The organism is Paenibacillus sp. FSL R7-277, from assembly GCF_000517965.1.
Taxonomy (GTDB): Bacteria; Bacillota; Bacilli; order Paenibacillales; family Paenibacillaceae; genus Paenibacillus_AQ; species Paenibacillus_AQ silagei.
The window spans coordinates 12,707-26,730 of record NZ_ASPX01000003.1; the positions used below are offsets into that span (position 1 = coordinate 12,707).

At 46.8% G+C, this 14,024-nt stretch carries 8 protein-coding genes; all 8 read right to left on the reverse strand.

All coding sequences use genetic code 11. The features are described from left to right. Positions 1-41: 41 nt before the first annotated feature. Complete coding sequence (locus tag C173_RS01415; protein ID WP_036721688.1) at positions 42-611, reverse strand: hypothetical protein; 570 nt, start codon at positions 609-611, stop codon at positions 42-44. Between the two features lie 86 nt (positions 612-697). Beyond that, positions 698-3,586 carry a DUF4469 domain-containing protein gene (locus tag C173_RS32620; protein WP_051477751.1) on the reverse strand — a complete coding sequence of 963 codons (2,889 nt, stop codon included), beginning with the start codon at positions 3,584-3,586 and terminating at the stop codon, positions 698-700. Positions 3,587-4,175: 589 nt separating this feature from the next. Further along, positions 4,176-4,517, reverse strand: coding sequence for a hypothetical protein (locus tag C173_RS01425; protein WP_036721689.1), 342 nt, complete (start codon positions 4,515-4,517; stop codon positions 4,176-4,178). 126 nt (positions 4,518-4,643) lie between these two features. Then, on the reverse strand, positions 4,644-8,567 hold the full coding sequence (locus C173_RS01430) for an S-layer homology domain-containing protein (RefSeq protein WP_036721691.1): 3,924 nt from the start codon (positions 8,565-8,567) through the stop codon (positions 4,644-4,646). A gap of 197 nt (positions 8,568-8,764) precedes the next feature. Next, positions 8,765-9,892, reverse strand: a complete 1,128-nt coding sequence (locus tag C173_RS01435; protein ID WP_036721693.1) for a glycosyltransferase family 4 protein — start codon at positions 9,890-9,892, stop codon at positions 8,765-8,767. A 113-nt stretch (positions 9,893-10,005) separates the two neighbouring features. Continuing rightward, positions 10,006-10,764, reverse strand: coding sequence for a WecB/TagA/CpsF family glycosyltransferase (locus tag C173_RS01440; protein WP_036721695.1), 759 nt, complete (start codon positions 10,762-10,764; stop codon positions 10,006-10,008). Between the two features lie 7 nt (positions 10,765-10,771). Further along, entirely contained in the window at positions 10,772-11,941 is a 1,170-nt protein-coding gene (gene csaB, locus C173_RS01445) for a polysaccharide pyruvyl transferase CsaB (protein ID WP_036721697.1), read from the reverse strand. Then, positions 11,914-13,953 carry a DUF5693 family protein gene (locus tag C173_RS01450; protein WP_036721699.1) on the reverse strand — a complete coding sequence of 680 codons (2,040 nt, stop codon included), beginning with the start codon at positions 13,951-13,953 and terminating at the stop codon, positions 11,914-11,916. The genes csaB and C173_RS01450 overlap by 28 nt, the downstream gene beginning before the upstream one ends. Positions 13,954-14,024: the final 71 nt, after the last annotated feature.

The window sequence follows — 14,024 nt, forward strand, 5'->3', positions numbered from 1 at the left end:
AGAAAAATGTCGATTGAAGTGTTCTTAAAAAAAGATTGCAGCTATTTCAGAGTATATGCTCCACGGACCATAACAACGATTTTCATCGTTTGACCGTCCTGTACAGCAATTCCACGGCCATCCCGGGGGAAAGATAATAGATGATTCATAGGCGCAGCTACACCATTCGCCAAATCGACACCATCCGTCAAATCAGCTACTCCATTAGCATCTTGGGAATAAATAACCGCTTTGCCGGCGCGAACAATAAATTCAGCACCCGCCCCGGCAATCAGGGTTTGTCCAGGTTTCACATCAACGATTTCGCTGGCATTGCCCGTATTGCCTGTGTCACCCGAACCGGAAGCCGGCGCTTTGGTTGGAGCTGTGGTTGCAGCCGGTGCATTAGTTGCAGTAGCAGCCGGAGTCTGAGTAGGTGGACTAATTGTTCCACCCTGCAAAGCCTTCTGAATCTGTTGGTCCACATAGCTCTTAGTAACCACCGGGTCCTCAGCCGTTCCTGGCTGTGATCCAACACCGGCGCCTTCAGCCGTTAAGTTGAGCATGGAGCCTGCCCACAGGCCACCTGCCAGCAGCACTGCGGACATCGTAACTTTCCAAGCCGTCTTCAAAAGTAATTCCTCCTCATAGTGGGATAAATGGCTATAAAAAAAGAATAGCCTCCGAAGAGGCTATTCTTTGCTTCGGTAATCGGAGATTACTTAGCGTAAATTTCGTTAGTGTCGTCTTTAATAACGTTTCCGTCACCATCAGTGAACGTAGCGCCTTTAACGACTTTAACAATAATTCTGTTAACTTCATTAGCGTTAAGGTCAAGCTCCTCAAGGGCACCTGCTTTAGAATCAATGATTTGTTTCGAGAACTTAACAGACCATTTACCCTTGTCAGAACCGTACTTGATTTCAGTAACCGAAACGATATGTTCTTTCTTAACAGCCTGGTTATCAACAACATCATTGTTGATAAAGAACTGCAGGTTACTTGTGAGGTTCTCTTTGGTAAGACCAACTACATCTTTAGAGAATCCAAGGATCAGTTCAGTGGAGCTTCCTCCAGATACTGCTGCAGTGTTAAGGGTCGGTTTAATTCTGCTAGTCAGCTTACCCTTAGCTTTAGCTTGTGTACCATCAATGCCGTTACCAACAGTGTCAGTAACTCCGCTTACGATGAACTCGTAATCAGTTTTAGTGGTCTCAATTGCACTACTAGGAATCTTAATAGTTACGCGAGCATATACAGGATTCTTCGTAGATCCAATTGTATTACCATTAGAATCAAGAGTAGTTACAGATGGGAATGATCCAGCTGGAAGTGCTTTACCGTCCAGTGTATAGCTGTTTGGATCAATCAAAGTCGCACTATTCAGACCACTTGGATCCTTCAGATCAACTGTAATGGTTGCTTCGCCATATACAGTATTAGTAACGCTGTCTCCGCTAACTTTCACACTGTCAATGAATTTGATCGGTGTTGCGCCAGCAGTTGGCAGGAACAATTCTGGTCCCTTATCATCAGTGGAAGAAGCTCCCAGAGTAACATCCAATACTTGTGCAGTATTTTCGTTGCCACTGTAAGATTTATCTTTCACCAAACCAGCCGGTACACGCAGAGTGTACTTACCAGCAGCTACAGAAGCTGGAACTGGAAGGACGATAGTTTTTTCGTTGTTTTTCTTGAATCCGGTAGTTGGAACAATAATGGATTCACCAGTTGATTCACTGATCAGGTATACAGTACCCTTACCAACATAGTCAACATCCTTAGTGAATCTCAAGGCAATACCTTTGTTCGCTGTAGTTGTCGAGTAAGTTACATTAGTCACTGTTGGAGCCACTGTGTCCTTAGTGAATGTGATGGCTTGGTTAGAAGCCGTTCCCAGGATGTTGCCCAGTGTGTCCTTAACATTAGCACCGAACACAACTGAACCGGTGAAAGTGTTGCTGGATGGGAATGAAATTCTAGGCGATTGCAGAGTGAACTTCTTGCCATTCTCAGAAGTTAGAACAGAGAAAGTACCTTGGCTTTCACCAGAAGAGTTCAGCAAACGAACGTTACCTACCAGAGATGCACGGTCTACTGTTTTATCGAATTCAACTTCGATAAATCTGTCACTTACCGGAGTTACGCTCTTAATGACAGGAGCTGCAACATCGGAGGTAACTGTAACTGTAGTTTTTGTAGGATTCGGTGTAATGGTATTTCCTGCATAGTCAGATACATTCTGCAGAGAAACATCATAAGTTTTACCACTATCCAGTGATCCGCCAGTCAGTTTGAATTCATCATAAGTAGCAGTAGTAGCAGTAGCTTGAGCAGATACACCGTTAACGTAAGCTACGATACCCGTAGTTTTTACTGGCTCGCTAAATTTAACATAAACATCTTTAGTGTTTGTTTTCGCAGCAGCAGTTGTAGATACAATAGTCGGAGCTACTGTGTCAGCAACATTCACAGTCTGAAGGAAAGCTGGAATGGATTCTGCAGAAGTTGTGCGAATATCACCACTAATTTCGATGTTGTAGTTACCCTTAAGGAACTTGATAGTTGGAACGTTAGCCAAGGTGATTACAGCCTCAGTATTATCGGCATTGAATGTCACATTAGCGTTAACTGCATCATTGTCCTTAGTGCCAACCTTAGTGATCTTGATAACTTCATCAAGCAGTCTGCTGGATTCAGCTACAGTATCAGTGTCAATTGTGCGATTGAACTTAACAACTACTTGCTTCGAGTTTGGAGTTGTTACAGAAACAACCTTAGGAGCCTGCAGAGTTACTTTTGCAGTATAGTCCTTTTCAAGGTGTTTGAAGTTGATTGTTTGTTCAACACCTGCTACCAGAGCAGTTGTCAATTCAACGTTTGCAGTAGTTTTGTCAGAGAAAGTTACAACTACTTTGGTTGGGCTTACTGCTTCAGCAGAAGCTACAGTCAATGTAGGAACTTTACCGATTTGGTCAGCATAGTAAGCTGTTTCAACTACCAAAGAACGAAGAGCGTTAGCTTTGAAGTTGGCAGTTTTCTCTACCAGACCAGCGTTGATAACTGCTTGCGCATAGCCCTTAGCCCATACAGATGCACTGTTATCAGTTGTAGTTGGTTGTTCCAGCTTAAGAGCGATAGCCAATACTTTAGCTACTTCTTCAACTGTTACTTTACCGTTGTAGTTGAAGATACCTTTAACAGTATCTTGACCCTGCATCAATCCTGCTGCAGTAACTGCTTCGATGTAAGGAACAGCCCAGTTTTTAGCGTTGTAACCTTTATCGTTGTAAGACAACTTGCCAGTTACTTCAGTAAGACCGAACAATTTAGTAACGATCTTAGCGAATTCTCCGCGAGTCAGATCTTTATCAAGATGAGCCTTACCATCAGGGAACCCATTAACAACACCCTTTGCTGCTAAAGCATCAAATGCTTGTTGTGAAGTTACCTTTGCTGTTTCACCAAATGCTACAGAGGCAAACATCGAGAATGCCATTGCTGTAGATAATGCTACGGATAAAATTTTCTTCATAACCTTTTTTTCTCCTCCTTGGACATTCATAAACTGGGATTTTTCTTTAGTTGTGTAGCTCATATCACTCATTTGTCGAGCACCCCCTTTCCCGAGTTGAGCAGATTAAGTATAAATAATGTCTGTGACGGGTATCACAGAAACTTGTAAACAGCTTCAAGGCATAGTAATACTAGATTCCTAATTCTACCTAAGTATTATACAATGTGCCTCTAGTCACGTAAAGCTAATTTTTCCATTTAGCAATGAACAATGCCTTGAGGGCATTCCGCAATTGCCTTGTGCAAGTGACTCTACACCTTAAACGCAATAGTTTCAAAAAAGTTGCGCTTTGGTTAAAAAAACTTTTTCTGCCCTGCTGTATCCCTGCCCCGATACTCTAGAAGATACAATATGTATGTTCTACTAACTATTGTTAATGTTGGGTGGCTACGGGAATCAGTATAGCATAGAGGCATTCCAAACGTCATTAAACAATATTTGCTAAGTTCATAAACAAATATTGCATACTAAATGTGATTTTTTTGTTGACCAACATTCGAGCTAATAAGTATATACCCACATTGCAGCAGGGTTAACACGTTCCCGGATAATGATTGACATAAAGAAAGGCTACTGAGATCAACTCAGCAGCCTTACCTTCAATTCAGTATATCCAGGGCTAACGAATCTTCATCGATAGCTGTATTAACTCCTGGCGCTTCTCAGGGCTTGCATTTACATTCTCATACATGGCATCAATCGCCGCGCGGTTCTCACGGTAGGTCTTCTCATGCTTGATGGTGCTATGGGACCAATCGATCAAAGCATTCTCAGCAATAACAAGTTCATTATAAGCATCATGGAAGCCAGTTGCTTGGACAAGCTCTTCCATTACCTCCTGAGTGATCTCTTGCAGAGCCCGCTTCGCTGCAATTTCCTTTTCCATAACCTTTGCTCTATTCTCAAACATATTCTTTGCTTTCGTGTAATCCAATTGTGCTTTTGATAAAATCGGTTTCATCGATGGCTTTCACCTTTCACGTAAAAATGGTTTCTTTGACATTGTAACGCAAATGGGAGCAGATTACAAAGATGTCCGAATGGTAATTTAACCTGAATAAGGTTTTTACTCTGGGACTGTTACTGCCTAGCTCAGGGTTTTAGGGAAAATTGTAGTGCTTTTCTTCAAAAGCTCCACAGCTATTTTACCAGCCTCAGCTCTTGTCATATTGGCTTTAGGATTAAAGTTGTACGAAGCCTTCTTTTGTCCCGTAGTGGTCACTTCAGCCCCATTCATAATTTTAGCCTTTGACACGGCCTGAACTGCGGCTAATGCATAGGACTCTATCTTACCGGAATCCAGGAAGGACTTGGCTACTGCATCCTTTAATTTCTGATCATTAACCGGCAGCTTCAGCTTGAGTGCTCTGGCAATCATCACAGCTGCTTGCTCACGCGTAATCGGTTGATCTGGACCAAATACCCCATCGGTAAGTCCAGTCACAATTCCGGCTCTGGATGCTGTCTCAATATGTTCATAATCCCAGGTTACTGAACTGGCCCCTGGAACCAAATCTGAATAGGTCTTATTACTATCGTAGTTAAGCGGCAGATTCAAGCCCTTAACAAGCAGGGTCGCGAACTCTCCTCTTGTTGTCTGATCGTCTGTGCCAAACTGTTCAAAACGAAGATTATTCATGATCCCCTTGGAATACAGGGCATTAAGAATGTTCCGGGCCCATTGGTGATTCGTAATATCGTTATAGCCACGGCTCATTTTCATAACCTTGTAATAACCAAATTCATCAAACGGAACACTGATTGTATGCTTGTTGGTATCCACAGTACCACCAATATTCACCCATTCACGGTTGGAGTTATATTGGAATACAGTTACAACGGTCCCCGCATCGTCAACGACATTGGAGTCAAAGGCCAGGGTTAGTTTCCCCCGCTTGGACGGTGTGATCTTGCGTTCTGCCGGAGTCTGCGGATCACCGAACAAACCATCTACAGAATATGGAGCCAGGCCATTCGTTGCAGGAATGTACCCTCCAGTCGATACTGTACCCAATTCGCCCAAGCCTCCGCTAATCCAGTACACATCGGATATTCTTACGAAGTTACTGCTCTCATATGGAGAACTGAAACGAAGTGAGAATTCATCGGGAATGGTCCAGTTAGGAATTCCGCTCTCTTCAAATGTTACCGGGAAGCCGATGACATTGCCATAATCGTTACGGCGTTCGACCACACCTGTTGTCGGTTCAGCAATACCGAAGCGAAGTTTGGTATCAGGATAGAACTTCTTCAGATTGCGTGTATCTGTACTTTGCATTACAGTCCCTTTCGGGAAGGTCAATTCTAGCTTCTTATTAAATACACTGTATTTGTCCGCTACCTTAGGCGCCATGTATTGCGAATCAACTGCTACAGTGCCCGTATAGAATATTGAGATAGTATCTGTACTTGTACTGCTTCCTCTGACAATTTGAATTTTGATGCTGTTTGCCTTATCTGGCTTCAAGCCTACGTAATCCAGAACGAACCTGCCCGGTCCCAGATCCGTTCGCTTAACGGCCTGCTCTTTGTCAATAACTACACTTGTAGCTCCCTCAGCCTCAATATCAAAATGAACAAAGTTCTTGTTCACAACATACTGAGTCCCTACAGAGGGCTGAGGAGACAGAATGCGGTAAGCACTGACCTCCCGGATCAGCTCCAGTTTCTGACTAGTCTTGGCACCCGTGCTGTTGATCAGTTCCAGCGTATAGATGTAGGTTCCCGGTGTATCATTGGTGAGATCCTGAATCCGCATTACGAAATCCTTCTGACTGCCGGCAAAGCTGGTAGTATAACGTTGATCCGCAAACACCGGGCTTGCTGTATTAGCAGCACTGGCGTTAGCCGGAATATCAAGCGACAATATATTTTTGGTACCCATGTTCAGATTCAGCTTCACTGCCCCGCTGCCTCGCAGCACCAAATCATAGGTTTTCAGACTAGTTGTATACTTTGTATCATTATAAATAAAATCAGGTGTCAAATTGAACAGCTTCGTGAGCAGTACATCCGTTGGTCCAAAATTAGCGTCCGGGAATGTAGGTCTTCCTGTGCCTAAGGCCGGCTGGAATTTGCTGATGGTTGATACATTCTCATCAAGAATATAGACACGCAGTTCCTTGCGGACCTCACGAACCTGTCCTTTTTCATCTACCCCTGTTCCTGTCAGGACAATTTTGTTCTCCCCGAATACAATAGGGCCTGCACTTGCATCAATTTTTAAATCTACAGAAAAAGCACCATCACTTGGATTTGGCCACTTCTCTGTTCCTGTAGGTTTTATTTTCAACCCATTCACATACATTTCAGCCAGGAAGTAGCTGCTACCCAGATTAAAGTCGATATATTGTCCCTTTACGTTCAATACTTTGCTCTCGCTGGAGTTAATTACATAAGTCTGCCCATCCGTAAGGTTGGATACATAAATGTAGCTCTTCGAGGCAAAAGAAATATTAACATCCTTGTTTGAGGATGAGCCATCTATCTTGAACCGGACGGTCTGATTCCCGTTCTGGAAATCCGTAATTTTAAAGATATGTTCTGTTGGCGATACCGCCTTTATCCATTCCGGCGCTAAAACTCTGGTGGACAAAGGCAAATAGCTTGCAAGCAGCTTTACAGGAGTGGTTGTCATAGCTGTATTGGTTTTAACCAAGATATAGAATTCTCCAGAATCCACCTTAGCCCCATTCAGCGCTACTCCGGCAGGTACTGTCCCTGTTGTTCCGTTATATCCAGGCAGATACTTCATATCTGTAATTACAATGTTATTCTTCATATACTGAAAATCAATGGACCGGTTAACGGTCTTGGTTCCATACGCTACTGAAAGATTGTGCGTCTGCTTTTCTAAACGGTTGGCAGGTGTTGCATTATCCTTTGTTAAGGTCAAAGGGATTTTAAATGTTACCAGCCGATAAGCAGGCGAATCCTTAATTGGAGATGGCACCAAAATTTCACCATTGCCTACTTTTAACTCTACAGTACCACCACTTCCAAGGGTTAATCCTTCCCCATATTCAATAGCGGGTACTGCACTATCCAGCTTCACAACTGCCGAACCGCTGAAAGGCACTCCGGCATTGTCTGGAACCATCATCTGGACAAATAGGCTGGCAGTATCTTTATCCTCTGTCATCACTGGCTGATCACCGTACAAGAGGTCCTGCCCTTGACCGGTACTATCTCCTAAGTACATAGCGACTATTGGGTTCTTCTCATCATAATAGAAAATTGAATATTGAAAGCTGAGTGTGTCAGAACCATTCTGTACAACCAGCTTAAGGCTGTTCACCCCAGGCTTAAGCTCCATACGCTGGGAAAAGAAAGTGCCATCCTGCAATAATGATGTGCTTGAAGCAGTGCCATCATTAAGGGAAACCGTAACCTTGGTGGCATTCTGCGCTTTACCTTCAAGTGTGATTTCCTTGTTGGCTACGACTAACTGTGCGCCTTCATTTAGATTCAGCTTCTCTGATCCTCCAAGAACCTGAAGCTTCTCCACATAAGGAACCTTATCGAAGAGAACGTAAAATGCTTCTGAGCGGTCATTGCTGCCTTGCGATCCGGTCAATGTAATCCGGTTCATACCAGGATACAAGGTCAGATTGGCACTGAAACGGTTATCGGGGCTGTCAACATCCAGTTGGACCACTCCCGGTGTTACGTGTGTAGGATCTTCCAGCCATTTGTTGTTCTGCTGATCCCAATTTAATAATTGTACATTTGCTCCGAGTGTAGAACTGGTTACCTTTGTAAAGGTACCTGTAACTGTCAGGCTTGCATCTGTCACCTGCAATACATTATCTCTGGCAATTTGCAATGACGGCACTGAAGATGATGGAAGTAAAGTCAGATCAACCGTATTCCGAAGCTTTTGATTATCCGGTGTAAAGTAACTGGTCGGCTTATCTGCAGCCGCCGCAATATTCATAAGTCCCGGCGGGACTAAGGATACCAATAAAGCGAACAGAAGTGTCCAGATAAATGTTTTTTTCATGCGCTGCATGTCATTAACCTCTCCCTTTTGTTGATGATAATTATTTTATCGGTCCAGCAGCCCATAATATGAAGGACTCCGCCCAACTTTTCTGTAAGCGGCATCCAGATCTGCAATAAGACAAAAAAAAGAGCGTACCCTTATGGAAGGATACGCACCGATATTTAATGAAACAATTTGTGAATCGTATTCAGATTCAAAAGAAATTATAACTTACTGCCCCGCTCTTGCCCAACCTTCATCCGCATTCTCAAAAACAAATCAATCACCGGGCGCTTGGTCTTGCTGATGACGCCGGTGATCTCTGCGCCGATCTGCAGGAAGAAGAGCATGACGCAGATGACTACGAAGGTAACCCAGTTGGCTTCGTAGAGCGAAGCAGAGGTCTGGATGACTGCCAGGATACCGAAGAATGCGGCAATGCCGTAGATGATCAGTACCGTCTGGCGGTGGCTGAAGCCGAGCTCGCGCAGACAGTGATGGAGATGGCCTTTGTCCGGAGCGAAGATCGGCTTCTTCTGCAGCTTGCGCCGGACGATGGCGAAGAACGTATCCGATAACGGAACTCCGATAATCAGGAGTGGTGTGATGAATGAAACCACCGCAATCTGTTTGAAGCCGAGGAGTGCAAGCAGTGCCAGGCAGAAGCCCAGGAACAGCGAGCCCGTATCTCCCATGAAGATTTTGGCGGGATGGAAGTTGAAGAACAGGAATCCCAGTATGCTGCCCAGAAGCAGCAGACAGAGCAGGGCAACCATGGTGTTCCCCATCAGGAAAGCCATGACAGCAATCGTAGCAATGGCAATACCGGATACGCCTGCTGCAAGCCCGTCCAGCCCATCGATCAGGTTCACGGCGTTCGTGACGCCGACAATCCAGAAGATCGTCAGAGGGATGGCAATCCAGCTCTCTAAGGAAGAATAGCTATTATGAAAAGGAATATTTACGAAATCTACCGTGATGCCAAACCCGAAAACTACAATACAGGCAGCAGCAATCTGGCCCAGCAGCTTCACTTTGGCTGATAGCTCAAAACGGTCATCCAGACCGCCGATCAACACAATCAGGCCTCCGCCGCATAGCAGCGCTTTAATGAAATTAGCCTCCCGGGGAGTGAAGTCATACGGAATAATCGGTAATACGGCAAGCAGGCCTAACACAAACGCCAGAAATATGCCGAGTCCGCCAAGGCGGGGCATGATCTTCGTATGCACTTTCCGGGCATTTGGCACATCTGTCGCACCGATCTTAATGGCGAATTTCTTCACGAACGGCGTCAAAAGCAGTGCAAGCCCCATGCACACAACGAATCCGGCGATGTATATGATTAACATGTGAAAAGTCGACCTCCATTTCTCTACCGCATTGAATTATACGCTGAACCAAAAACAAATTCCAATACTGTTTTTAGGCGATACCACGGATTTTTTCAGTAAATTTCCTCATTTTACTGGTCTTTTGTCACTTTATCTTTCTCTCGTACCACTTTTACTGCGAATTTCGGCAGCGCAAGCATTCTTTTGTAACGTGTAGGTTCCTTGAGCAGCCGGTATAACCATTCTGCCCTTAATTTCTGGAAGGCCACAGGGGCACGGCGGCTCTTGCCGGAGATCACATCAAAGCTCCCGCCGACACCCATCATCACCGGGATCTGCAGCCGGGCTTTGTATTTGGCGATCCATGGCTCCTGGCTGTCCGCTCCTCTGGCAACAAAGAGCAAGTCAGGCTTCGCTTCAAGGATTCCGCCCACAATTTGTTCATCCTCTGCCGGACCAAAATACCCGTCATGATATCCTGCGATGACAATACCGGGATATCTTGTTTGTAACCGGGAAGCCGTCTCGCGAATCACCTCAGGGGTTGAACCGAGCAAATATACTCTCCAGTTATAGCTTTCGCCTTGGTGCAATAATTCATGTAAAAGATCAAAGCCCGCTACACGCTCAGCTACAGGCTCCTGACAATAATTCGCGGCCCACACCACTCCGGTTCCGTCAGGGACAACCAGCTCTGCTGATTTCATAATTTCCATATAAGATGGATTCTCCAGCGCCGCCATGACCATAATCGGATTGGCAGTAATTACCTGATGAGGCTCACGCTTATGAACCGCCTCTGTCAGATAGGAAACGGTGGTCTTCATATCCGCCTTGGATACTCGTATGCCAAAAATGGGTACTGTCGGTAATGCGCTATCTGCTTTCACTTGTCACTCATCCTTTACGGCCGAAATATTGGACAATTCGCCGGGCCGGTGCCTCTGCCTCTTGGGTGAGCGCGGCAATCAGCGGCTCCCGCTCCTGCTTCCATCGCTCCCCTGAGCTCAGCAGCTCCAGAAGCCCGGCAGCCACCTTGTCTGCCTCCAGTGTATCTGTCTTGCCTACCGGCTGACAATCCACCCGCCCAAGAAAATGATCAATCTTCGGATCATAAGAGACGCCCATCAGCGGAACACGCTGTCCCGCAGCATAGATAAGGCTGTGCAGCCGCATACCTATAAGCGCCTGGCACTGGCTTACCTCCCGCAGCATCTGCAGCGGATGAAGTGCATCCTCACGGATCGTTACCGATCCCCCATTGTCTTCTATATTCCGGCCCAGCTTCTGCATTACATAGCGGGAAGCCTCATTGTCTGCAGAATGATGGAAGGGCAGAAAGCGTACATGGAGCGGTTGCTCCGCAGAAGCCTTCACCAGGCCTTCAGCCAACGCGTCCAGCTCCTTACGGGACTGCTCCCAGAAGCGGACAGAGACACCTACAGTAGCGGGCACAACTTGCAGCCCGGAGCTATGTGTATGCCCAGCTACCGGATCTGCTCCTGTATGTTGTTCCGGCTTCATATCCTTAGGCAACTCCAGACCCATAACCGGGTCAGGTACTACCTCTACCTTATCAATAATAAGCCCCATAGACTGAAGCAGCAGGCGGGACTGTTCATCCCGCACGGAGATATAGGCACATTTCCGGAAAATCGATTTGATCAGCGGATGAAACAGCTTGCGGTTCACCGGGCCGATTCCCTGGGAATAGATAAATACCGGCTTCCCCATCCACTGGGCCAGCTTGATAATACCAAGGTAATACGGAATGGTCTTGCTGCTTGTAACATCCTGAAGCAGGCTGCCGCCGCCGCTGATCAGGCCCGCACTTTCTGATATTGCTCTGCGGACCTCTCCCAGCTTCATCCGGTGTACAGATTCCACCCCGTACGTGGCAGCCGTCCACTCCGGATCAATGGATAAGACCACAGGTGCAAGCGTTATTCCGGCGGCCTGGGACTGCTTGCGCAGAGCATTCAGAATCGACTGCAGAACGGCTTCGTCTCCGCTGTTGCGGAAGCCGTAGAAGCCGGAGATTACAATTTTTTGAGGAGTGGTGACCATCGTTTCCAACATCCTTCCGCAATCTGCCATACCCCAACAGCGATAATACCGATGATCAGGCCGAGTCCAAGACCCAGGAGTCCGCGGATCAGCGAGATCAGCACAGGTGAATGAATATGAGCAAAGGTATCCACCATAGACAACTGCCCAATAACAGCAATAATCATGATGAAGGCTGCACTCCGGTATTTATAGGCCAAGAATGCGCCGAGGATAAAGAGCGGATGCGCCAGCAGGAATTCCTTGTTACGCGGTCTTACCCCGACGGTATTCTCCAGGAAGACCCGAAGGATTTTCTCCGGTGCACTTACACTTCCGGCATTCCCGGTCCGGCTCAAATAATACATCCCCACGATACCGATCACACCGGCGGCAATGACCATAGCGAGTGTAATCGGCGTCCGCAGCAGCTTACCTGTCTTGTTAAAGGCAAACTCTCCACGGTACAAAAGCACATACAGTGCAGTAAGCCCGATCGGGGCCAAATGCAGCAGACTTACCCCGCGGAACTGTTCCAATACCAGGGCATAGGTAATATTATTCAGCAGCGCAATGACGAAAGGCACCGCACTGAAGGTGATTAAAGCGGTTTTGACATACAGGACGAGACTATGGGTCAGACGGCGGCGCGGGCTCATTACGGCAAAGGTTAACGGATTGGCGCGTAAAGGAGGGCCCATCTCATTAATTTTGCGGATAGCCAGCACTATAGCCAGGGTAGGAGCACTTATGGCTACGGCAAGCGCAAGCGCCTGTTCAAATAATGCCGGCTTCAGAACCAGCAGTCCTGCACTTCCAACCAGTCCAAGCACCCATACAGGCAGAGTAAGCCAAGGGATGAAGTAGGAGAACAGCAGCGCAACCATAGCCACCGCCCCGATTACCGCAATCAGCTTGAAGTAACGCTGGAAGGAGGAATCGCTCACATCAAAGGCTGTAGCTTGTCCAATCTTGAAGCCGTTCGCCTCAATCTTGGCTACCGCACCCTCAGGTCCGCTGAGACTCTCAATCAGGTTATCCAGCGTATCTGTGATAGCAGCCTTCTTAGTGTCTCTGGAAGGAATCGTATTCAGATAGATCATACGGATATTGCGGTCTTTGGTGCCCAGCGCGAACCGGTCTGCGATCACTTCAGTCTTCAGGCTGGAATCCGCCTCACTGAGTGAATACAGGCGCGCCACGTTGTAATCCAGCATATAGGCCAGCTTGGAGAAGCCCTTCTGTTGAACCTTAATATTCTCGATTGCCGCAATTCCCATCCCGTGCTGCTTCAGGAGATCGGCGAAGACGGTCAGACTGCCCGTATCCGCATCATCGGAGTACCCTTTGACAGACTCTCCTTCAAAAAGAATCCGCTTGACGCCAAGCTCGGCGTAACGGTCCAGCAGCTTCTTCACGGCATCCTGATTGTATGCCAGAGAGTCTACAAGCCGGGGCACAATGTTGAAGCCCTTCCCGTGCAGCATTTCCAGTGTAATCGGGTCCGGCTGCAGCGGCTTGAGCGTTGCATCCTCCAACGGCGTCTGGATGATCAGCCCCTGCTGGCCGCGGTAGTTCCATTCTTCCGTCCGGATGTCCAGTCTGCTGAAGGCATCGCGGATAACCGGTGAGAGCATTTCACTGTTCTTCGCACTGGTAAAGAGGACATATGTATAGTTCTCATTCTCCGGAATCACAGTATCGGTAAGATTGGCGATATCAGACGCTCCCCAGATCATCAGGCGGCGCGCCTTGCGGAAATCCTCCAATGTATTTTCATAGATAGCCATACTCTGAACACCGGCTGCCTTCAGCCGGTCTAACTGCTCGTTGATATAATCCTGCGGGTTCTCCCGGTAGCTCGCAACCTCAACCAGATCGCGGTAATCAAAGACAAACTCAACCGATTTGGAAGACTTCTCTGTCTGTAGACGGTCGTATACGACCGGAAGTGCACCGATCAGTCCTATCACCATAATGATCCATAACCACTTGCGTGATGCTATATTCCAGCGTTGCCATTTCTGCTGCACCAAAGTACCTCCTCTTTCACTTTAAAGCTGATTGCCTTACATCACAGCTGCCGACCCGACCCTCTTGCCAC